This window comes from Candidatus Acetatifactor stercoripullorum, from assembly GCF_944382095.1.
Taxonomy (GTDB): domain Bacteria; phylum Bacillota; class Clostridia; order Lachnospirales; family Lachnospiraceae; genus Acetatifactor; species Acetatifactor stercoripullorum.
Genome location: NZ_CALWMU010000003.1, coordinates 15,596 through 37,371, shown reverse-complemented (window position 1 = coordinate 37,371; position 21,776 = coordinate 15,596). Strand labels below are relative to the sequence as shown.

The following is a 21,776-nucleotide window of genomic DNA, read 5'->3' as shown; positions in this document are numbered from 1 at the left end:
TGCTGGAAAAATCTGGATATTCAAAAATATTATTTGTATATTTTTGCAATTTCTGGCAATTTTTACAAAAATGAAATCGTTATTTTTTTCACTTGTTACAAAAATATGGACATCTTCAACGAAAATGCTATAATATATTTATCAATTTTTTATATTATTATTGTAAGAAAGGGATAAATATTATGAAGATGCAGTCTAAAATTCTTACCATGGCGCTGCTGCCTATTTTCTGCCTGGGAATCGTAGTGATTCTCATTGGCAATGTAAGAATCGGAAGTGCAATGACGGGGAGTATTGAAAATGGCCTGCGGGCCTCTGCGGTATCGGTGAGGGATACCCTGGAACATGTGGATGAGGGAGATTTTCGAGTAGAAGGGGATGCTTTATATAAGGGAGATTTTAATGTGAGCCAGGCAGTGGAGATCGCTGATAATATCAAGGATGCAGCGGATATCGACATTACCGTATTTTTTGGAGATACCAGATATATGACCTCGGTTGTGGATGCACAGGGGAACCGGGTGATAGGGACACAGGCGAGGCAGACCGTCATTGACAGAGTGCTGGGCAATGGGGAGGAGTATTTCTCCACCAGCGTAAATGTGGAGGGACAGAATTTTTTTGGATACTATCTGCCGGTGTATAACAGTGGGGAAACGGCAGTGGGCATGATCTTCGCAGGTATGCCCCAGGAACATGCCCAAAGCCAGATCACCGGAATTATATCTATTATGGCCGGAGTCATTATTGGCCTTTTTGTGATCTGCGCCCTTTTGCTGTTTGCAGTGGTCAGAAGAATGGTGAAAACGCTGCACGAGGGTACCAATGCCCTGGATCAGCTGGCGAAGGGAAAGCTGAATATAGAGATGCACAAAACCACGCAAAGCAGAAAGGATGAGGTTGGAAATATCAGCCGCGGCATTATGCAGCTGAGGGAGGAACTCAAGGAGATTATTTCCAGTATCCAGGAACAGAGCAGAGTGCTGAATGAGGCTTCGGACCATCTGATGGAAAAGGCAGGCATCACCTCTGAACATATTGAGCAGGTGGAGCGGGCCGTGGAGGAGATCGCCCAGGGAGCAACAGGACAGGCTGAAGAAACCCAGAAGGCTACGGAGAATATTATCATTATGGGTAATATGATCGAGGAGACGGCGGAGGAGATCGAAGCCATGAGCGAAAGCGCAAAGCGCATTCAGGATATGGGACAAACCGCAGTGTCTACCCTGCAGGATCTGCAGAGCATCAATGTAAAGACAAAGGATTCCATTGATGTGATTTATGAGCAGACTAACACCACCAACATTTCTGCACAGAAAATCAAGGAGGCCACTGTATTGATCACAGAGATCGCCGAGGAAACGAACCTTCTTTCCTTGAACGCTTCCATTGAGGCTGCAAGGGCCGGGGAGCAGGGAAGAGGCTTTGCAGTGGTGGCGGCCCAGATTCAAAAGCTGGCCGAGCCGTCCAACGAATCCGCAAGACAGATCGAGGAGATTATCAATTCCCTTTTGGGGGATTCCGAGAGAGCTGTAAAAACCATGGATGAGGTAAAGACCATCATGGGACAGCAGAATGCAAATGTGGAAAAGACGGATCAGCAGGTAAAGCAGGTGCTTGGCCAGGTCGGGCAGGCGATAGAGGCCCTTGGAAGAGTGGCGGATAAGACGGAAAAGCTCAACCAGGCAAAGGCCAACGTTACGGATACCGTGCAGAACCTGACGGCTGTGGCTCAGGAAAATGCGGCCAGCACTCAGGAATCGGCTGCTTCGGTGACCCAGGTGTCGGAGGTAATCCGGGGCGTGGAGGAAATTGTGCGCAAACAGAAGGAAAGCGTGGAGCAGCTGCATAGAAGCATGCAGATTTTTGAAGTATAGGAAATGAGCCTATTGCCGAAAGGCACAAGAAATGATACACTTACAATCAGTGGGGACTCCAGATAAGGTCCCTGCTGATTTTTTGCTATTTTTAAGCGGTGAGAAAGGAGAAGTGTGCTGTGACGGGTATTTTTGACACGCATGCCCATTACGATGACGAAGCTTTTGACCAGGACAGGGATGCGCTTTTAAAAGAGCTTCCCGCCCGGGGCATCAGCCGGGTGGTGAATATAGGAGCCAGCCTGGCTTCCTGCGAAAAGACTCTCGCACTGGCAGAAAGCTATGATTATATTTACGCCGCCCTGGGAGTGCATCCCAGTGAGACGGCAGGCTTGGAAAAAACAGCCATAGAAACGTTAAGAAAACAATGCCGCCATGAAAAATGTGTGGCGGTGGGAGAGATTGGACTGGACTATCACTGGGAGGAGCCGGAAAGAGAAATACAAAAGGAATGGTTCGCCATGCAGCTTGCCCTTGCCAGAGAGCTTTCCCTGCCGGTGGTGATCCACTCCAGGGATGCGGCCAGGGATACCATAGATATTATGACTGCGGAAAACGCCAGAGATTTGGGAGGCGTAATCCACTGCTATTCCTATACCAGGGAGACTGCGGGGGTTTTTCTGGACATGGGCTTTTATATTGGCATCGGGGGCGTTATCACCTTTAAAAACGCAAGGAAGCTGAAGGAGGCGGCCCAGTATATTCCCATAGACCGCATTGTGGTGGAGACGGACTGCCCCTATCTTGCTCCGGAGCCCAACAGGGGGAGAAGAAACAGCTCTCTTTATCTTCCCTATGTGGTGGAAGCGCTGGCCGCCCTGAAGGGACTGACAGAGGAAGAGGTAAGAAGGGCTGTGTGGGAGAATGGGCTTCGCCTGTACCGCATGTCCTCATAAACAGCATCATTCTTTTAAGTCTCCCCTGGATTTTAAAGCTTTACGGCCTTTCGGAGGAAACCACTGCCCTGGCGTATACCCTGGTGATGATCCATAACGGTATGGCTATATTTTTGTGGCCGCTGTCCTTTGTGCTGCCCAATATGCTCCGGGCCTGCAACGACGTGCGCTATACCATGGCAGTGTCTATTTTTTCCATGTTTACCTTCCGCATCGGATTCAGCTATATTATCGGTGTAAACATGGGCTATGGGGCAGTGGGGGTGTGGATCGCCATGCTGCTTGACTGGGTATTTCGAGTGATTTTGTTTGTGGGAAGATATTTGACCGGAAGGTGGAAGAAAATGGCCTTGGGGCATGGTTAAGACAGGAGAAGAGAAAAATGCGGAAATATGAAACGCTGCATCTGGTGAAGGGAGAGGATTTGAACCATCACGGCACACTTTTCGCGGCCAGAGCTGCAGCCTGGTTTGTGGAGGCCGGTTTTGCGGCCGCTGCCTGTGAACACGGAAATACAGAGGAGATCGTGCTTAGAAATGTGCATTCCATGTCTTTTTCCAGACCTGTGAAAAAGGGGGAGGTAGTGCGCTTTACAAGTCGTGTAGTATATGCGGGAACCACCAGTCTGGTGGTGGGCATAGAGGCAGTCCAGGCTATTACAGGGGAAAGGGCCATTGCGGGCTATATTACCTTTGTGACAGTGGAGGAGGACACCGGACGCAAGAAGGCTCATAAGGTTATCCTGGATGCAGCCTGGGACAAAGAGGAGGAACGTCAGAGAAAAGAGGCCTTGTGCCTGGTGAAGGGAAGGAAGCTGCAGACAGAGCCTGAGAAACAGAAAGGAGAGGAACGCCTTGGAGAGAACATTTGAGATCAGAGATAATTTCTATTTGGACGGAAAGCCTTTTCAAATTATTTCAGGAGCTTTCCATTATTTCAGAACGGTGCCTGCCTATTGGAGGGACCGCATGGAAAAGCTGAAGGCCATGGGCTGCAATACGGTGGAAACCTACATTCCATGGAACATGCACGAGCCGGAAAAGGGAAAATTCTGCTTTGAAGGAATTTTGGATGTGGAGCGCTTTGTAAGCATTGCAAAGGAGCTGGAGCTGTATGTGATTCTGCGTCCCTCTCCATATATCTGTGCGGAATGGGAATTTGGCGGGCTTCCCGCCTGGCTTCTCAAGGAGGATGGAATGCGCCTCCGGGTGAGCTATGAGCCCTTTTTGAAGCATGTGGAGGAATATTATAAAGAGCTGATGCCCCATCTGGTTCACCTGCAGATCGACCGGGGAGGCCCTGTGATTCTTATGCAGGTGGAAAATGAGTACGGTTATTTTGCCAACGATAAGAGCTATTTGGAGACAATGCGAGATCTGATGCGCAAAAACGGAGTCACAGTGCCCCTTGTGACCTCTGACGGCCCCTTTGCCGAAAATCTGAACGGAGGTGTGGTTTCGGGCGCTCTGCCCACAGGCAATTTCGGCTCCCGTACAAAGGAGCGTTTCGATGTGCTGAAGCAGTACGCAAAGACAGGCCCTCTGATGTGCACGGAATTTTGGGTGGGCTGGTTTGACTACTGGGGAAACGGCGGGCATAAGACGGGTAATCTGGAGGAAAGCGTGAAGGATTTGGATACGATGCTGCAGATGGGGCACGTAAATATCTATATGTTTGAGGGCGGCACCAATTTTGGCTTTATGAACGGTTCCAATTATTACGAGGAGCTGACCCCGGATGTGACCTCCTATGACTATGACGGGGTGCTCACCGAGGACGGACAGATCACTGAAAAGTACCGCCGTTACAAAGAGGTGATAGGGAAGTATGCACCCATTCCCAAGGTGGAATTTTCCACAAGGATAGAGAGAAAAAATTATGGAACCCTGAAGGTGGGAAGGAAAGTGAGCCTGACCTCCACACTGGCCGCTATCAGCAGTCCGGTGAAAAGTCCGTTCCCCCAGTCCATGGAGCGCCTGGGACAAAATTATGGATATATTCTTTACCGGAGCATACTGCATACAGAGGAAAATCTGAACAAGATCAGATTATGGGGAGCAAACGACAGGGCCAATATTCTGGTGGACAATGTTCCCGCAGCAGTGCTCTATGACAGGGAGCTTTTAGAGGAGAGGGAATTAAAGCTTTCCATCAGAGAAAATGCAGTGCTGGACATTCTGGTGGAAAATATGGGCCGTGTGAATTTTGGCCCCCGCATGGAGAAACAGCGCAAGGGCATTGATCAGTGTGTGCAGATCAACGAACATATGCACAACGGCTGGGAGCAGTATCCCTTGCCCCTTGACAATGTGGAGCACGTTGATTTTGAGGGGGATTATCTGGAAAACACCCCGGCCTTTTATGAGTTTACCTTTTCGGTGGAGGAGCCGGGAGATACCTTTCTGGATTTTTCCGGCTGGGGGAAGGGCTGTGCTTTCGTAAACGGCTTCAACATCGGAAGATTCTGGGAGATCGGCCCCCAGAAAAGGCTGTATCTGCCCGGGCCATTGCTTAAAACCGGTGAAAACCGCATTGTGATTTTTGAAACGGATGGAAAGGCGGCAGAAACCATCACGCTGGCAGACGAGCCGGATATTGGGTGAAGAATCAAAAATAGGCATAAGAAAGGAAGCGGAAAAAACGAGCAGGCAGACAACAATGCCTGCTCGTTTTTTAATAAAAATATATCGAATATCAATAAAAATATATTGACAATCGTTTTCCAAGGTGCTATATTGAACTGGAAATCAGGAAAACAGATGGGGGTATCTGTATGAAACAGCAAAAAAATTTGACGAAACAAGAAAACCTGAAACGGCAAAAACAGCTTTTGACCAGGTGGACGAAGCTTCTGCTGGATATTATGTTTTTTGGCGGCATGGTGGTGACGGCGTCCCTGCCCTTCAGTATCAGGCTGGCGGGGAAATATCTTCCCAGACTTATGGATTACTATGAAGAGAATGTGATCATCTATTTTGTGCTGGGAGTGTCCGCCATTGTGCTCATCGGTGAGCTGCGCAAGATTTTTTCCACAGTTTTGGAGGAAAACTGCTTTGTCATGGAAAATGTGGCGAGCCTTAGAAAAATGGGTAACTGGAGCTTTTTTATCGCGGGAATGTCCGTGGTGCGCAGTATTGTCTATCTGACCATTGCCATGGCGGTGGTGGTTTTTGTCTTTGTGATAGCGGGGCTGTTCAGCAAGGTCCTGGCCATGGTGTTTGAGGAGGCTGTGCGCTACAAGGAGGAAAATGACCTCACCATATAATAAAGGGTTGATAACATGTGCTATGAAAAAGGCGGAGGCTGGCGGATATGGCGATTATTGTAAATCTGGACGTAATGATGGCAAAGCGTAAAAAGAATCTCACGGAGCTCTCCGGAGAGGTGGATATTACGCTGGCCAATTTATCTATATTGAAAAATAACAAAGCAAAGGCGATACGGTTTTCTACTCTGGAGGCTATCTGCAGAGCGCTGGATTGTCAGCCGGGAGATATTCTGGAGTATGTGCCTGATCAGGAGGGATAGACATGGATATGAATGATAAAAACGTTTCTGTACAAAATCAGGAAGCACAAAACGGCATGGCGCAGAATGCGGCGGCGCAAAGCGCTGCGGCCAGACACACAGGAAATCTGAAAAGGAATTTTGGCTTTTTTGGTCCGGCAACCTTTGTCTATGCGGTCTTTTACGCCTTTTGCATGTTTCGTAACGGGTCGGGGATCACCTTCCCTTTTTTCGTGGCAGGAAGTCTCTTGTATTTTTGCTTATGCTTATCAAAACTGGAGATTTCCTTAAAAAAAGGCAGCGTCTTTTATATGGCGGGGATGGCGCTCCTTTCCGTGTCCACCTTCTGCACCGACGATTCCAGGATCATTTCTCTGAATAAGACGGGGATTTTTCTGCTGATGATGAGCCTTCTTCTGAAGCAGTTTTATGATACCTCGGGCTGGAAGCTTGGAAAATATTTAGGAAGCATCCTGCAGCTTATTTTTTGCAGCATTGGAGAGCTTGACCGCCCCTTCCGGGACGGGGCGGAGTATCTGCGCAAAAAGGGGAAAAACAATAAGATATGGTTTGTCCTTCTTGGGGCAGCCGCCGCCGTGCCCCTGCTTTTGCTTATAACAGCTCTTCTAAGCAGCGCGGACGCAGTGTTTGGCCAGATGATGAAAAGCCTCACAGACTGGATACAGCCGGCAAATGTGTTCAACGTGACCTTTCGCATTCTCTTTTTGTTCTTTGCAAGCTATCTTCTGCTTGCTTATCTTTGCAGGCACACCATAAGCGAGGAGGTAAAGGACAAGAGAAAGGGAGAGCCGGTTTTGGCCATTACCGTTACGGGACTTTTATCGTTGATTTACCTTTTGTTCTGCGGGGTCCAGATTTTTGGCCTGTTTCTTGGGAAAATGCAGCTTCCCGAAGGATACACCTATGCGGAATATGCCAGAGAGGGATTTTTTCAGCTGCTTGTAGTGAGTATTTTAAACCTGGTGATTGTGCTGTTCACCTTGAGTTTCTTTCGGGAAAGCGCTCTGCTTCGAGTTATATTGACAGTCATGTCCCTCTGCACCTTTGTGATGATCGCCTCCAGCGCAATGCGGATGCTCCTGTACATTCAGTCCTATGACCTGACCTTTCTGCGTATCCTTGTGCTTTGGACCTTGGCAGTATTGTTTCTTTTGTTTGCAGGTGTGATTGTGGGTATTTTCCGGGAGCGCTTCGGGCTGTTTCGCTACAGCGTGGTTGTGGTGACCATATGCTATGTACTTTTATCCTTCAGTCATCCGGATTATATCATCGCAAAAGTAAATCTGAAGGAGGCGTCCCAGAAGACGGAGCAGATAGATTTCGGCTATCTGTCCTCCCTGAGCGCGGACGCCGCCCCGGTGCTGGTTCCTTATATGAAAGCCACGGGCCGTGACGCATATGTGGACGGACTTTCCGAGAGGCTTTCGGAAGGCTCCCTCAGAACCTTTAACCTCTCACGGTTTATTGCAGGGAAAACTTTGGAAAAATACGGGGAGGATATAAACTTTTTTTAAGAAAGGTTCTTTGGAATTTTCTGAGAGAATGGGGTATACTAAGACCACCAACATAAGGAAGGAGTTTCATTATGAAAAAATTGCGTTTTTTGCTGACTGCCTGCGTGCTGGCATTTGCCATGACAGCCTGCGGCGACAAAAATGCGGAGACGGGGGAGACCTCCCAGCAGAATACGGAAAGCGCCACACAGTCTGCTTCGGAAACTGCCCCAACTCAGGAGACGGGACTGTCCTCCACTCAGGAATTTCAGGAGACGGAAGAAAACAATCTGGACACGGTGGAAGGCTGGAGCCAGGAAATGACTGCTGTCCGGGATGCCATAGTGGACGCATTGGGGGAAAATTATTGGCCCAATACGGCAATCACTCCCCAAATGCTGGAGGATACCTTTGGCATTGCCTCGGATTTGTATGATGATTACATGGGTGAAATGCCAATGATCAGCACAAATGTGGATACTTTATTGATTATCAAGGCAAAAAGTGATAAGGTAGATGAAGTGGAGGAAGCATTGAACACATACCGGGATCATCTGGTGAACGATACAATGCAGTACCCCATGAATCTGGGAAAGATTCAGGCGTCCAGAATTGAGAGGATCGGCAGCTACGTCTGCTTTGTCCAGCTTGGCGCAGATACCACTGCCGTTTCAGAAAGCGGCGAGGAGGCTGTGATTACTCACTGCCAGGAGCAGAATGAGCTGGTGATTGAGATAATCGGCCAAAACGTAGAGCGTTAATGGAGCATTCAAATGGTATTCAGCAGCATTTTGTTTCTATTTCGGTTTTTGCCCGCATTTTTTATTTGTTACTTTCTGGTTCCCCAGAGGATGAAAAATTTCATCCTCCTCTTGGGGAGCCTGATTTTTTATGCCTGGGGCGAGCCGGTGTACATTGTGCTGATGCTGTTTTCCATTTTGTCAGACTATATTCACGGCATTTTGATCGACAAGTACAGAAACAGGAGGGTGTCAGTCTTTCTGCTGATTTCCTCCATTGTGATAAATCTTTTGATGCTGGGATTTTTTAAATATGCGGACTTTCTTATCGGCACGGTGAATGCGCTGGCGGGTACAAGCTTTGCCTTGCTTGAGCTTCCGCTTCCCATCGGGATTTCCTTCTACACCTTTCAGACCATGTCCTATACCATCGACGTTTACCGCGGGGAGGCTAAAGTGCAGAAAAACCTTCTGGACTTCAGCGTCTTTGTGACCATGTTCCCGCAGCTCATTGCAGGACCCATTGTGAAATACCGTCAGGTGGAGGCGCAGCTGCACCGGCATAAAAGCGATTTGTATCAGATAAGCGCAGGGGTTAAGCGCTTTGTGGCGGGTCTTGCTAAAAAGGTGCTGATTGCCAACAATCTGGGGGTGCTGTGGACGGAAGTTTCCGCTATGAATTACGGGGAAATCAGCGTACTCACGGCATGGCTGGGAATTTTTGCCTTTGCCTTTCAGATTTATTTTGATTTTTCGGGATATTCCGATATGGCGATAGGGCTGGGGGCCTGTCTGGGATTTACCTTCCCGGAAAATTTTAATTATCCTTATATATCCGCCTCCGTTTCGGAATTCTGGCGCAGATGGCATATCACCTTAAGCAGCTGGTTTCGGGAGTATGTGTACATCCCGCTGGGAGGCAACAGAAAGGGACTTTCCAGACAGCTTGTGAATATCCTGATTGTGTGGGCCCTTACCGGCATCTGGCACGGTGCGGATATCAGCTTTCTTGCCTGGGGACTTTGGTTTGCGCTTCTTTTGATTTTGGAAAAGCTGTTTCTTGGCAAAGTGCTTTCAAAGCTTCCAAAGGCCTTCGGAAGGATTTATACCTGTCTGGCGGTGCTGCTTGGCTGGGTTTTGTTCGGGCTGGATTCTCTCTCACAGGCGGGAGGATTTTTCAAGGCTCTGTTTGGAGCCGGAAGCGGCGTGCTGTTTGATGGACAAGGGCTATATCTGGGAAGAGAATATCTGCTTTTATTCGCTATTGCGGCCATTGGCGCAACCCCCTTTATTGGGGCGATTCTCAAAAAACTGGAAAAAAACCGCACAGGCTATGCCATAGCCTTGTACCGTCTGGGGGAAAAGGTAATTCCTCCCCTGCTGCTTCTTTTGTCGGTGGCGTACATTGTAGATGCAAGCTACAATCCTTTTTTGTATTTTCGGTTTTAGCGAAAGGAGGAGGCTATGGACGAGAAGAGAAATGCCATTTTGACAGTTGCCATTATCTGCGCCATGCTGCTCGTGTTTACGGCGGCGGATCTTTTCAACGGCGATAGAATCTATTCTGAGACAGAAAACCGTGTTTTGGCTTCCAGACCGGAGTTTTCCCAGGAGAGCGTAAAAAGCGGAGAATTCGGCGCGGCTTATGAGGAATACATTACGGATCAGTTTGTAGGCAGGGATAAGTGGATCGGTATCAAGACTGCCTCGGACATTCTCATGCAGAAGAAGGACATCAATGGTGTCTATCTCGGGCAGGATGGTTATCTGATTGAGCAGCATCTCCCCTCGGCGTATGAGAGCGTGCAGGTCACCAAAAGGACGGCGCTCTTGGAAAAACTGGTACATGACTGGAATGCCAAGGTGATGCTTGTACCCACTGCAGATAACGTGCTCACAGACAAGCTTCCCGCAAATGCTGCCTATTATGACCAGGAGGCGCTTTTGGCTTATGTGGAGGAGCAGATCGGGGAAAGCCATTATATTGACGTTTTTTCTGTGCTGAAGGAGCATTCCCGGGAGGAAATCTATTATCGCACAGATCATCACTGGACCAGTCTGGGGGCCTATTATGGATACTCTGCCTGGGCACAGGCTTTGGGAGTAAGGCCCTATGACTACAGTGTTTCCCGTATGCGCACGGCTTCGGAGGATTTTTTGGGAACCCTCCATTCCCGTCTGAATCTTCCCATGAAGGGGGACGAAATTACCTATTTCCCCGAGACCATCAAGCGTCCGGTGACAGTCACCTACGATTTTGAGGAGACTATGGATACCTATTATCAGGAGAGCTATCTGGAGACGAAAAATAAATATGGATTTTTCCTGGATGATAACCATGCCTTTACGGAGATACACACCAGCTATCGCAACGGAAAAACGCTTTTTGTCATAAAAGACTCCTACGCCAACAGCCTGATTCCCCTTTTGACCCCCCATTACCAGACCATCTATGTGGTGGACCTGCGTTATTTAAACGGCAGTCTCTATGAGTTTATGCACACATATGAGCCGGAGGGGGGAATGGATGTGCTGGTGGTGTATAACTGCATTCATTTTCTGGAGGATTTTCAATACTATGAGTAAAACAGTGATTTTTGATATGGACGGCGTATTGTTTGACACGGAAAGACTGTGCATGGAGGGATGGAGCAGGGTCGGGGAAAAGGCAGGCATTCGTGGAATAGAGGAGATATCCAGACAGTGTATCGGCTTAAACGGCAGTGATACCAGAGAGCTTGTGTTAAACGCGTATGAGCGGGATTATCCGGACAAATCCTTTCCCTATGAGGAATTCCGCAGACAGGTCTCTGAGTGGTTTTGGGAGGAGATCGAAAAAAACGGCCTGCCCATAAAGGAAGGAGCAAAAAGACTTCTGCCCTATCTGCAGCAGTCAGGATACAGCTTGGGACTGGCGTCCTCCTCCAGGTATGATTCTGTGGTCAGCCATTTAAAGCAGGCCCGGCTGATTGACTATTTTTCTGTGATCGTATCGGGCGATATGGTGCAGCATTCCAAGCCCAGGCCCGACATTTACCTGCTGGCCTGCAGAAAGCTGGGAGCCAGGCCTGAGGAGACCTATGCCATTGAGGATTCCCCCAACGGAATCCGCGCTGCCGCAGCAGCGGGCTTAAGGCCTATCATGGTGCCGGATCTGATAGAGCCCGATGAGGAAATCAGAGGACTTTGCTTTTTGATCTGTGAAAACCTGACCCAGGTTATGGGATACTTTAATCGATAAACGTGCAATATCAGGAGATATTAGTGTGAAAAATCACACTGATGTGCTGATTTTTCACACAGCTATTTGTTTCTGAGCGAAAACAAATAGTTGTGATGGCAGACGCAAATTTGATATTTGCGTCGCCTCTTCGCGACGAGTCGCTCAGAAATGAGGATTACAATGGCAGATTTAGGAATACCGCAGAATACCATAGCAGTGCTGCAAAAATATAATTTTCATTTTCAGAAAAAATTCGGGCAGAATTTCCTGATCGACGAAAGGGTGCTTGACAGGATTATATCCGCTTCTGAGATTACAAAAGAGGACTGTGTGCTGGAAATTGGCCCGGGGATTGGCACCATGACCCAGTACTTGGCGGAGAGAGCCGGGACAGTGACCGCAGTGGAGATTGACAGAGCGCTGATTCCCATTCTGGAGGAGACCCTTTGTGATTATTCCAATGTAACTGTGATTCACGGGGACATCCTGAAATTTGATATCAATCAGCTGGTGCAGGAAAAAAATGGAGGCAGGCCCATAAAGGTAGTGGCCAATCTTCCCTATTATATTACCACCCCCATTATCATGGGATTGTTTGAAAAGCAGGTGCCGTTAAAAAGCATCACTGTCATGGTGCAGAGGGAGGTGGCAGAGCGTATGCAGGCGCAGCCCGGAACCAAGGACTACGGGGCCCTGTCCCTTGCAGTGCAGTATTATGCGAAGGCGGAGGTGGTGGCCAATGTGCCGCCAAACTGCTTTATTCCCAGACCCAGTGTGGGCAGCGCGGTGGTGCGGCTTTTGCGTCATGAGAGGCCTCCTGTACAGACAAAGGACGAGGCCAGAATGTTTGCCTTGATTCGAGCATCCTTTAACCAGAGGCGAAAGACCCTGGTAAACAGTCTGGGAAATGCGGGGGAGCTACATATTTCCAAGGAACAGGTTTTTGAGGCGCTTGCGCAGATGGGACTTTCCCCCACGATCCGGGGCGAGTCTCTTTCTCTGGAACAATTTGCCAGACTGAATAATCTGCTGTAGGGCGTGGGGTGAATTGTTACGCTGCAAAGGCAATTTTTCCTTCGTTTATTTTGACATATCAGAGGGTACTATGATAAACTTAGGGAGAAAAGCGGGAAAGTCTGAAAACAACGAACCAAAGACCAAAAAGGGAGCGGAATACCTTGGATAAGTATGAATATAAAGTAAGGTCAGATGAAATCAAGGAGCTGATAGCACAGGGGGATTATGCCCAGGCGGCAGAGATTGCTGACACCATTGACTGGCGGAGAGTCAAAAGTGTGATGATGCTGTGCACCATCAGCGACTTATATAAAATAAACCGCAGATATGAGGATGCCAGGGATATGCTTCTTTTGGCATATGAGCGCCGTCCGGGTGGGAGGACCATCTGCTATTCTCTGTGTGAGCTTTCCATCAAAATGGAGGAATATCTGCAGGCCATAGAGTATTATAAGGAATTTGTGCAGATAGCGCCCAAGGATCCGGGGCGCTACATTCTGCAGTACAAGCTGTATGAGGCGCAGGATGTGAGTCTGGAAGAACGCATTGAGGTTTTGGAGGAGCTGAAAAAAAGAGATTACCGGGAAAAGTGGGCTTATGAACTGGCCTACCTATATCACCGGGTAGGGCTTGCTACCCGGTGCGTGGAAGAATGTGATGAGCTGATTCTCTGGTTTGGAGAGGGAAAATATGTGATTAAGGCCATGGAGCTTAAAATGCTTCATCAGCCTCTGAGCCCTGAGCAGCAGGAGAAATACGACCATCGGTTTGATGGGCAGGCACCGGAGATACAGATCCCAAATGCCGAAGAGGAGCAGGAGGAATACCCTGGGGAGCAGGGCGACGAAAACCTTCAAAGCTATGGAGGCACCCAGGGATATGAAACTGTTCAGGACTATGAAACTGTCCAAGACTATGAAGCAGTCCAGGACTATGGGAATACCCGGGAGTATCCTGCGGTACAGGAAGGTATTTTAGAGGGAGAACCCCAGGAGGCCCAGGACCAGGAGGTTCAGAACCAAAAGGTTCAGGAAGAAAACAGGCAGCCGGAGGATATGGACATTCATGTAAAGACCATGGATGTGGGACAGTATAACACGATCAATCTGCAGGAGGAGCTGGCAGCCGGCCTAAGAGAGGTGCTGGGGGAAGAGCGGGTCCACGTACAGGCGGAGGCTGCCTTGGAGCCAGAGGAAGAGCAGATGGAATCCTCGGAAGTGTTTTTCGGAGAAACCGGGGAAATTGCAGACTTGGAAAACCAGGCACAGGCGCAGACAGAGCCGGAGTCTGAGCCTGCGGCTTCATTCAAGACCGTGACGGCGGCTGAGCAGAATACAGTCACGGCATCTGAGCAGAATACAGCCACGGAGCCTGAGCAGGAGCCGCCCGTAGATGGGGAGCCGGACGTCACTGGTCAGATGGTGATGGAGCAGATGCGCTCGGAAAGAGAACCTGTACAGCAGGTTATGCAGGCGGAGCCGCCCAAAGAAATGGCGGAGGTGCTTTCCCAGGAGACGGACGGACAGATCAGCTTTGTGCTGCCCGAAAGCGAGCAGGTGGAAAAGCAGATAACGGGCCAGATGAACATTGAGGATGTCCTTGCGGAATGGGAGCGCATGAAAAAGGAAAACCAGGAAAAGCGCAAGGAGGAAGTCCGCCGGCATGTGCTGCAGCAAACCGGAAACATGTTTACGGAGTTTGAGGCTTCGGTGAGGGACGGATTGCTGGAAAAGCTGGAAAGAGAAAAGGCGGATACAGAGGAGCCGGAGGTCATAGAGGAAGCTTATGAGGAAGCGCCCGAAGAGGTTTCGGAGGAGGCTTATGAGGAAGCGCCCGAAGAGGTTTCGGAGGAGCCTTATGAGGAGGCGCCCGAAGAGGTTTCAGAGGAGCTTTATGAGGAAGCACCCGAGGAGGTTTCAGAGGAGCTTCATGAGGAGGCACCCGAGGAGGTTTCAGAGGAGGCTTATGAGGAGGCGCCTGAAGAGGTTTCGGAGGAGCCTTATGAGGAAGCACCCGAAGAGGTTTCGGAGGAGCTTTATGAGGAGGCACCCGAAGAGGACGCAGAGGAGCCTTTGGAAGAGCCCCGGGAGCCCGAGGAGATTTTGGAAGCCGTTCAGGAAGAGGAGGAGAAGCCCTCCAGACCTGAGGTGGAGAGAGATCGGGCAAAGATAAGAAATCTTACAAGGGAGGAAAAGGAGCTGTATGCGTCCTTTATCCAGAGCAAATCCGCAAGAGAACAGCTGGTGAAGGCCATTGACGGCATCAGTATGGCCCCCTATACGGGCAATGTGATCATTACAGGGGAAGAGGGCATGGACACGCTGACTCTGGCAAAGAATATGATCCGGGAAGTACAGATGACGGACAGCAATTTTTCCGGAAAGGTTGCGAAGATATCCGGCCAGGCCCTGAATCGGAAAAATGTAGAGGAAACGCTGGATCATTTGAAAAACGGCGCGCTGATTATCCAGAAGGCCGCAGGCATGAGCGGGGAAACCGCAAAAGCACTGCACAAGGCGCTGCAGAAGGAAGCCAGAGGCATTATTGTGATCCTGGAGGACACGAAAAAGGCTGTGGATAAGCTTTTGGAGGGACAGAAGGAGCTTTCCGAGTGCTTCCCCTGCCGGATGGATGTGGAGGCCTTGAGCAATGATACGCTGGTGGCCTTTGGAAGGAAGTACGCCCGGGAAATGGAATATTCCATTGATGAGCTGGGGATTCTTGCGCTGCACACACGCATTGAGGATATGCAGACTATAGACCATGTGGTGACGGCCATGGAGGTCAAGGACATTGTGGATGAAGCCATTCGTCATGCCAACAGGAAAACTTTGGGACATTTTCTTGATATTCTTTTTGCAAGGCGCTACGATGACGAGGATATGATTATCTTGACTGAAAAAGATTTTGTTTGATGGAGGTGGGGGAATGACAAAAGCAGAGGGCAAAGTTTTTATTTCCGAGGCAGATCAGTACTTGTTTGCCCAGGGAACCCATTATGACATTTACAAGAAGCTGGGAGCCCATCTGTCCTGTGAGGACGGGGTGGAGGGCGTTTACTTTGGGGTGTGGGCGCCAAATGCCCAGGCGGTTCATGTGATCGGCTCCTTCAATGGCTGGAATGAGGAAGCCCATTCCATGGAAAAGCTGGGAGAGGGAGGCATCTGGGCCTTGTTTATTCCCGGCGTGGCAGAAGGGGAAATGTATAAGTTTCTGATTACAGCCGCAGACGGAAGGAAGCTGTATAAGGCGGATCCATTTGCAAATCAGGCGGAATACCGCCCGGGCACCGCTTCGGTGATCACGGACCTTTCCGGCTTTGCCTGGAAGGACGAAAAGTGGATGAGCAAGCGGGATGAAAAGGACATGAACAAGGAGCCAATGGCCATTTATGAATGTCATATCGGTTCCTTTATGAAGCATCCCGACGGAACTGAGGGCTTTTACAATTACCGGGAATTTGCAACGCGGATTGTGGAATATCTGAAGGAGATGAAGTATACCCATGTGGAGCTGATGGGCATTGCGGAGCATCCCTTTGACGGTTCCTGGGGATATCAGGTGACAGGCTACTATGCGCCCACCTCCCGGTACGGGACGCCCAAGGACTTCATGTATCTTGTGAATGAGCTCCATAAAGCGGGAGTGGGAGTAATCCTTGACTGGGTGCCGGCCCATTTTGCCAAAGACGCCCATGGCCTGGCTGAATTTGACGGGCAGTGTATCTATGAGCATCCCGATCCCAGGCTGGGAGAGCACCCTGACTGGGGAACCAAGATTTTCAATTACGGGAAGCCCGAGGTAAAAAATTTCCTGATTGCCAACGTTTTATTCTGGCTTCGTGAGTTTCATGTGGATGGTATCCGTGTGGACGCAGTGGCCTCCATGCTGTATTTGGATTACGGCAAACAGGAGGGGCAGTGGGTGCCTAATAAGTATGGCGGCAATAAAAACCTGGAAGCCATTGAATTTTTCAGACATTTGAATTCAGTGGTCCGGGGAACCTATCCGGGATTTCTCACCATAGCCGAGGAGTCCACAGCCTGGCCTAATGTGACGGGCGACATCGGAGGAGAGGGACTTGGCTTTTCCTTTAAGTGGAATATGGGATGGATGCACGATTTCTGCGAATATATGAAGCTGGACCCCATTTACAGGAAGGGCTGTCACCATGCCATGACCTTTGCCATGAGCTACAATGAAAGCGAGAATTATATCCTCCCTCTGTCCCACGATGAGGTGGTTCATTTAAAATGCTCCATGGTAAACAAAATGCCTGGCTATACGGCGGACAAATACGCAAATCTCAGAGTCGGGTATGCCTACATGTTCGGCCACAGCGGCAAAAAGCTGCTGTTTATGGGACAGGATTTTGGACAGGAAAGAGAGTGGAGCGAAGAGAGGGAGCTTGACTGGTTCCTTCTGGGAGAAAAATACAATAAAGGCGTCCATGATTTTATGAAGGAGCTTCTTTTGCTGTATCGGAAGTACCCGGCGCTTCACGAGCTGGACAACAGCTGGGCGGGCTTTGAGTGGATGAACGCCGACGATGCAGAGCAGAGCACCTACGCCTTTGTGCGACGGTCCTCCACAGGCACCCAGAATCTTCTGTTTGTGCTGAATATGACCCCTGTAAAGCGTGAGAATTACGTGGTTGGGGTTCCCAAAAAGAAAAAGTATCGTCTGCTGCTAAACAGTGATGAGGAGCGGTTCGGCGGATGGGGGAATGAAATTCCCAGGGAACTCACAGCTCAGAAAAAGCCCTTTCACTATCAAAATTATTCCATCAGCTTTGATCTTCCGCCTTATGGAGCGGCAGTGTTTCTATTCTGAGGGAGAGGAAAGAAAAAGCCCCGGGGTTAAGAATCCGGTTATATGCACCGAAATAAAAGGTAAGCGTAAAGAAACGCTTGCCTTTTTGTTAAGCATATAATGTTTTGAACATAGAATGGGGAGTGCACCTATATGAAGATTACCTTTCAAACAGCTGAGGCAGAACAGAGTGTTAAGCAGCAGACTCAAGTAAGGACCGCCGACGCGGCAAAAAAAGCAGACAGCGTTTACGGGGCTGTTCTTCTGCCGGGAGAAAACAGGCTTCTGGGAAGCGGGGAAAAAAAGTCCTGGGCAGAATTCAGACAGGAGGCTCAGGTCAAGGATGTTTCCGTACAGCAGGACTATAGAACCCTTTTGTCACACACCATGTCTCAGGAGGACTATGCCCGGCTGGAGGAGGAGGGCTTTCATTTTGAAAGCCTTGACCCTGAGGAAGCAGTGACCATTTTGGACAAGATCAAGGCGCAGCTGGCCCGCTCGGGACAAAATATCATTGGCTATACGGATGATATCGACATGGACACGCTGGCGGCGGCGCTGGGCAGCGATACACTGGCAAGGGCCGTTTCCCACAGCTTTAGGGAGGCGGATCTGCCCTTGACGGCTGAAAATATAGAAGGCGTGAAAGAGGCGTGGAACATGGCCTCTAACCTTACGGACCTGGATGCAGGCACCCGGAGCTACCTGGTGGAAAATGCCATGGAGCCGGAGATATGGAATGTGTATCTGGCACAAAGCAGCGGCGCAAAGGGAAAGGAAAGCTCCCTGCAGCAAGGGCCCAAAAGGATAGGACCGAAATATTACGCAGAAGAAATCAAGGGCTATTATGCTCAGAGCGCACAGACTCCCCATATGGAGGAACTGCAGGCCCAGGCGGACAAGGTGATTGAGAAAGCCGGATTTTCTGTAAATGAGCACAGCCGTGAAATGGCGGGATGGCTTTTGGACAGATCGCTCCCTCTTACGGCGGAAAATCTCCAGAGAGTGCAAATGCTGGAGACAGTCCCTGTGCCAGTCACAGAGGAGGCCTTTGCAGCAGCGGCAGCGGAAGCGGTATCCGGGGGAAAGGAGCCTGTATTTGGAAATCTTGGCCGGAGCGAGGATATCTATCACAGAGCGGCGGAGGTTTTGTCCTATTATGAAAATCTGTCGCCGAAGCAGCTTGGCGACAGCGTCACAGCCAGAAGACAGCTGGAGGAGATACGCCTTCGCATGACGGCGGAGGTGAATGTGAAGCTGTTAAAAAGCGGATTTTCCATTGATACGGCGCCCATGGAGGAGCTGGTGGAGGCTCTCAGGGAGGCCGAGGCAAAGCTGGCCGGGACGTATTTTCCGGGGGAGGAGGAACCCCTTACAAAATATCGTCTGTATCGGGATACCAATGAAGTCATAGCGCAGCTGCCCGCCATGCCGGCACGGATTCTGGGCCCCTTAAGTATTCAAGAGAGCCAGACGTCTCTGACGGAGATTTATGAACAGGGAAAGGCGGCCAAAGCGGTCTATGAAAAAGCCGGGGAGAGCTATGAAGCCCTGATGACTTCACCCAGGGGGGATATGGGGGACAGCATTCAGAAGGCGTTTGCCAATGTGGATGAGCTGCTCTTGGAGCTTTCTTATGAGCTTACGGACGAAAACAGAAGAGCGGTGCGCATCTTGGGCTATAACCGCATGGAAATTACGGGAAAGAACATAGAGCTTGTGAAGGCGGCCGATGAACAGGTGCAGTCTGTGATTGAGAAGATGAAGCCTGCGGCAGTGCTTCAGATGATCCGGGATGGAATCAATCCGCTGGAAAAGACATTGCCGGAGCTGGAAGAATATTTTTCCGGGCTTCCGGAGGATTTTGAGGAGACTGCGGAAAGCTACAGCCGCTTTCTATACGGATTGGAAAAAAACAAAGCCGTTACCGAAGACGAAAGAGAGACCTATATCGGTATTTACCGGCTGCTGCGTCAGATTGAAAAATCCGACGGCGCCGTGGTTGGAGCGCTGGTAAACAGCCAGGCCCAGCTTCACCTGAAAAATCTCCTTTCTGCAGTCAGAAGCGGAAAATTCAGACATCTGGACGTGAAGGCCCAGGATCGGCTGGAACAGGTGATTCAAAAGGGTGAGAGTATCTCAGAGCAGATCGCCAGGGCCTTTGCGGGGGATGTGAGAGATATTGTGACAGAAGTGTCACAGGAGACGGACAACGCGCAGGAGTACAGGAGGCAGAAGCTGGAACAGCTTCGGAGCTTTGCGGTGACGGAGAATGAGTGTGTGGCGCTTTTGCAGAAGGGGCAGACCACGCCCAGTGTACACAATCTGCTGGCGGCCCAGGCGCTTTTACAAAATAGAGAGCTTTTTTACAGCGCCCGCAGAAAGGGGACTGGAAATGGCGAGGAAATGGCGGAAATGAAGTCTTTGGCGGACGGACTTTGGGAAACCTTGGAGGATAAGGATGAATTCTCCGGGGAATACCAAAAGCTCGTAAAAGAGACCGGCAAAGAAGTGGAGGAAGCCTTGCAGGAGGCGGTAAGCAGTGTGGATGTCAGAGAGCTCAGGCTGGCACACAGACAGCTTGCCCTGGCGGAGAAGCTTGCAAGGCAGGAGGAATACTTTTTCTCCATGTATGTGGGAGAAGAACTGACGGGAATACGCCTGACGGTGGAAAGAAATGGGCCGGAAAAAGGGAAGGTTTCCGTTACCTGCCGGTTTTCGGAGGAAGAGACCCTGCACGCAGATTTTTGGCTGGCAAATGAAAAAATTACGGCATATGTTGCGGGAAATGAAAAAACAGAGGTTACGAAACTGCAGAAAATTGCCGATACATTCACAGAAGAGGCCTCCGGACACTGGATCATGGAGAAGGTGTCTGTTGTGCAGGATGCCGGCAAGGGGCCGGACATGACAGAAGAACAGGAGATATCTGGCGAGGGGGTGTCTGCCGATAACGGGCAGCTGTACCGGATCGCCAAGACATTTTTAGAAGCAGTCAGACAGCAGGAAAGAGGTAGCGTATGAGAATTAATTACAATGTATCGGCAATGTTGTCCAATAATGCGCTGTCCAACAGCGAAGATCTGTTGGCAAAATCGCTGGAGAGATTGTCGTCGGGCTTAAAAATCAACCATGCAAAGGACAACCCGGCGGGGCTTGCCATGGGAAAAAGAATGAATGCGCAGATCGAAGGATTATCTGTGGCAAATCAAAATGCAAGCGATGGAATATCCATTATTGAGATTGCAGACGGGGCGCTGACAGAGGTCAGCGAAATGCTGCAGCGTATGAACGAGCTCTCGGTGAAGGCGGCAAACGGAGTCATGACGGACGAGGACCGGGCTACTGTGCAGGACGAGATCGCGCAGCTGAAGGAGGAGATCACCCGTATAGCGGATACCACGGAATTCAACGGACAAAAGCTCCTGAACGGCGAGTTTGATTTCAAGGGATATACCAACAATCTGGAGGTAAAGGTAAACTCCTACTCCAAGGAGGTAACGGCGAAAACCTACAGCATTGACAGCATCACGCTGGAAAAGGAAATTGTGGACGGCGTGGAGACGGGCAATTATCTGGTGGACCTGGACAGTTTAAACCTGGGAACCGATTTCCCGGACGGAACCACGGCTACTGCTAAGGATAATCTGATTACGCTGGAAGGAGAAGGCGGATTTGAGATGGTGCTGGATGTGTCGGAGGTAAACTTCGGAGGCGCCAATACAGTGACCTTCAGCGCAGCAGGCGGAAATGGACTGGTGATTGATGCTACGGGAATCGGAGCTATGCGCCTGCAGATTGGAGCAAACGAAACCCAGATTCTGGCGGTGGATATTCCTACGATTTCTTTACAAAATATGGGGATCGAGGAGATTGATGTATCCACTCAGGAAGGAGCCGGGGACGCTATATACAGACTGGACGGGGCCATCAAATATGTCTCCAAGGTGAGGGGGCGTCTGGGCGCTTATCAGAATCGTTTAGAGTCCTCCGTAAACAGTCTGGATGTCACCTCTGAGAATATGACGGCTGCTTATTCCCGTATTATGGATGTGGATATGGCTGAGGAGATGACTTACTATACCACCTATCAGGTGATGACCCAGGCGGGAACCTCAATGCTGGCCCAGGCCAACGAAAGACCCTCTCAGGTGCTGCAGCTTTTGCAGTGACAGCGGGCAGAAGCGTAT

General features: G+C 49.9%; 17 protein-coding genes. All 17 read left to right on the top strand.

Features of this window, described 5'->3' with window-relative positions; genetic code table 11:
* Nucleotides 1–182: 182 nt before the first annotated feature.
* The 17 genes from SHK35_RS01550 (at nucleotide 183) to SHK35_RS01470 (ending at nucleotide 21,758) form a co-directional block, all read left to right on the top strand.
* Nucleotides 183–1,877, top strand: coding sequence for a methyl-accepting chemotaxis protein (locus tag SHK35_RS01550; RefSeq protein WP_318708217.1), 1,695 nt, complete (start codon nucleotides 183–185; stop codon nucleotides 1,875–1,877).
* A 119-nt stretch (nucleotides 1,878–1,996) separates the two neighbouring features.
* A complete protein-coding gene (locus SHK35_RS01545; RefSeq protein WP_318704899.1) occupies nucleotides 1,997–2,773 on the top strand; it encodes a TatD family hydrolase in 777 nt (258 codons plus the stop codon).
* On the top strand, nucleotides 2,734–3,138 hold the full coding sequence (locus tag SHK35_RS01540; RefSeq protein WP_318708216.1) for an MATE family efflux transporter: 405 nt from the start codon (nucleotides 2,734–2,736) through the stop codon (nucleotides 3,136–3,138). Before SHK35_RS01545 ends, SHK35_RS01540 begins: the two co-directional genes overlap by 40 nt.
* Nucleotides 3,139–3,155: 17 nt before the next feature.
* Nucleotides 3,156–3,644 carry an acyl-CoA thioesterase gene (locus SHK35_RS01535; RefSeq protein WP_318704897.1) on the top strand — a complete coding sequence of 163 codons (489 nt, stop codon included), beginning with the start codon at nucleotides 3,156–3,158 and terminating at the stop codon, nucleotides 3,642–3,644.
* Nucleotides 3,628–5,376, top strand: coding sequence for a glycoside hydrolase family 35 protein (locus SHK35_RS01530; RefSeq protein WP_318708215.1), 1,749 nt, complete (start codon nucleotides 3,628–3,630; stop codon nucleotides 5,374–5,376). Before SHK35_RS01535 ends, SHK35_RS01530 begins: the two co-directional genes overlap by 17 nt.
* A 170-nt stretch (nucleotides 5,377–5,546) precedes the next feature.
* Nucleotides 5,547–6,038 (top strand): DUF2975 domain-containing protein, encoded by a 492-nt coding sequence (locus SHK35_RS01525; RefSeq protein WP_318704895.1) that lies wholly within the window; start codon nucleotides 5,547–5,549, stop codon nucleotides 6,036–6,038.
* A gap of 47 nt (nucleotides 6,039–6,085) precedes the next feature.
* The gene (locus SHK35_RS01520; RefSeq protein ID WP_318704894.1) at nucleotides 6,086–6,301 is read left to right on the top strand and encodes a helix-turn-helix domain-containing protein; all 216 of its coding nucleotides are present in this window, start codon (nucleotides 6,086–6,088) and stop codon (nucleotides 6,299–6,301) included.
* A gap of 2 nt (nucleotides 6,302–6,303) precedes the next feature.
* Complete coding sequence (locus tag SHK35_RS01515; protein WP_318708214.1) at nucleotides 6,304–7,815, top strand: DUF4153 domain-containing protein; 1,512 nt, start codon at nucleotides 6,304–6,306, stop codon at nucleotides 7,813–7,815.
* Nucleotides 7,816–7,886: 71 nt separating this feature from the next.
* The gene (locus SHK35_RS01510; RefSeq protein ID WP_318704892.1) at nucleotides 7,887–8,555 is read left to right on the top strand and encodes a DUF4358 domain-containing protein; all 669 of its coding nucleotides are present in this window, start codon (nucleotides 7,887–7,889) and stop codon (nucleotides 8,553–8,555) included.
* 12 nt (nucleotides 8,556–8,567) lie between these two features.
* Complete coding sequence (locus SHK35_RS01505; RefSeq protein ID WP_318704891.1) at nucleotides 8,568–9,983, top strand: MBOAT family O-acyltransferase; 1,416 nt, start codon at nucleotides 8,568–8,570, stop codon at nucleotides 9,981–9,983.
* A 15-nt stretch (nucleotides 9,984–9,998) separates the two neighbouring features.
* A complete protein-coding gene (locus SHK35_RS01500; protein ID WP_318708213.1) occupies nucleotides 9,999–11,120 on the top strand; it encodes a DHHW family protein in 1,122 nt (373 codons plus the stop codon).
* Complete coding sequence (locus SHK35_RS01495; protein WP_318708212.1) at nucleotides 11,113–11,775, top strand: HAD family hydrolase; 663 nt, start codon at nucleotides 11,113–11,115, stop codon at nucleotides 11,773–11,775. The genes SHK35_RS01500 and SHK35_RS01495 overlap by 8 nt, the downstream gene beginning before the upstream one ends.
* 162 nt (nucleotides 11,776–11,937) lie before the next feature.
* Nucleotides 11,938–12,792: a 16S rRNA (adenine(1518)-N(6)/adenine(1519)-N(6))-dimethyltransferase RsmA gene (gene rsmA / locus SHK35_RS01490; protein ID WP_318708210.1), complete on the top strand. Its 855-nt coding sequence runs from the start codon at nucleotides 11,938–11,940 to the stop codon at nucleotides 12,790–12,792.
* A gap of 143 nt (nucleotides 12,793–12,935) precedes the next feature.
* A complete protein-coding gene (locus SHK35_RS01485) occupies nucleotides 12,936–15,689 on the top strand; it encodes a hypothetical protein (protein ID WP_318708209.1) in 2,754 nt (917 codons plus the stop codon).
* Nucleotides 15,690–15,702: 13 nt separating this feature from the next.
* Complete coding sequence (glgB, locus tag SHK35_RS01480) at nucleotides 15,703–17,607, top strand: 1,4-alpha-glucan branching protein GlgB (protein WP_318704886.1); 1,905 nt, start codon at nucleotides 15,703–15,705, stop codon at nucleotides 17,605–17,607.
* A 132-nt stretch (nucleotides 17,608–17,739) separates the two neighbouring features.
* Nucleotides 17,740–20,610 (top strand): DUF6240 domain-containing protein, encoded by a 2,871-nt coding sequence (locus SHK35_RS01475; protein ID WP_318708208.1) that lies wholly within the window; start codon nucleotides 17,740–17,742, stop codon nucleotides 20,608–20,610.
* The gene (locus SHK35_RS01470) at nucleotides 20,607–21,758 is read left to right on the top strand and encodes a flagellin N-terminal helical domain-containing protein (RefSeq protein WP_318708206.1); all 1,152 of its coding nucleotides are present in this window, start codon (nucleotides 20,607–20,609) and stop codon (nucleotides 21,756–21,758) included. The genes SHK35_RS01475 and SHK35_RS01470 overlap by 4 nt, the downstream gene beginning before the upstream one ends.
* Nucleotides 21,759–21,776: the final 18 nt, after the last annotated feature.

Excerpts from the sequence above, each read along its gene's own strand:
- SHK35_RS01550 (WP_318708217.1), top strand. The coding sequence starts at position 183 with ATGAAGATGCAGTCTAAAATTCTTACCATGGCGCTGCTGCCTATTTTC.
- SHK35_RS01535 (WP_318704897.1), top strand. The coding sequence starts at position 3,156 with ATGCGGAAATATGAAACGCTGCATCTGGTGAAGGGAGAGGATTTGAAC.
- SHK35_RS01525 (WP_318704895.1), top strand. The coding sequence starts at position 5,547 with ATGAAACAGCAAAAAAATTTGACGAAACAAGAAAACCTGAAACGGCAA.
- SHK35_RS01520 (WP_318704894.1), top strand. The coding sequence starts at position 6,086 with ATGGCGATTATTGTAAATCTGGACGTAATGATGGCAAAGCGTAAAAAG.
- SHK35_RS01515 (WP_318708214.1), top strand. The coding sequence starts at position 6,304 with ATGGATATGAATGATAAAAACGTTTCTGTACAAAATCAGGAAGCACAA.
- SHK35_RS01510 (WP_318704892.1), top strand. The coding sequence starts at position 7,887 with ATGAAAAAATTGCGTTTTTTGCTGACTGCCTGCGTGCTGGCATTTGCC.
- SHK35_RS01505 (WP_318704891.1), top strand. The coding sequence starts at position 8,568 with ATGGTATTCAGCAGCATTTTGTTTCTATTTCGGTTTTTGCCCGCATTT.
- SHK35_RS01500 (WP_318708213.1), top strand. The coding sequence starts at position 9,999 with ATGGACGAGAAGAGAAATGCCATTTTGACAGTTGCCATTATCTGCGCC.
- SHK35_RS01495 (WP_318708212.1), top strand. The coding sequence starts at position 11,113 with ATGAGTAAAACAGTGATTTTTGATATGGACGGCGTATTGTTTGACACG.
- rsmA (WP_318708210.1), top strand. The coding sequence starts at position 11,938 with ATGGCAGATTTAGGAATACCGCAGAATACCATAGCAGTGCTGCAAAAA.
- glgB (WP_318704886.1), top strand. The coding sequence starts at position 15,703 with ATGACAAAAGCAGAGGGCAAAGTTTTTATTTCCGAGGCAGATCAGTAC.
- SHK35_RS01475 (WP_318708208.1), top strand. The coding sequence starts at position 17,740 with ATGAAGATTACCTTTCAAACAGCTGAGGCAGAACAGAGTGTTAAGCAG.
- SHK35_RS01470 (WP_318708206.1), top strand. The coding sequence starts at position 20,607 with ATGAGAATTAATTACAATGTATCGGCAATGTTGTCCAATAATGCGCTG.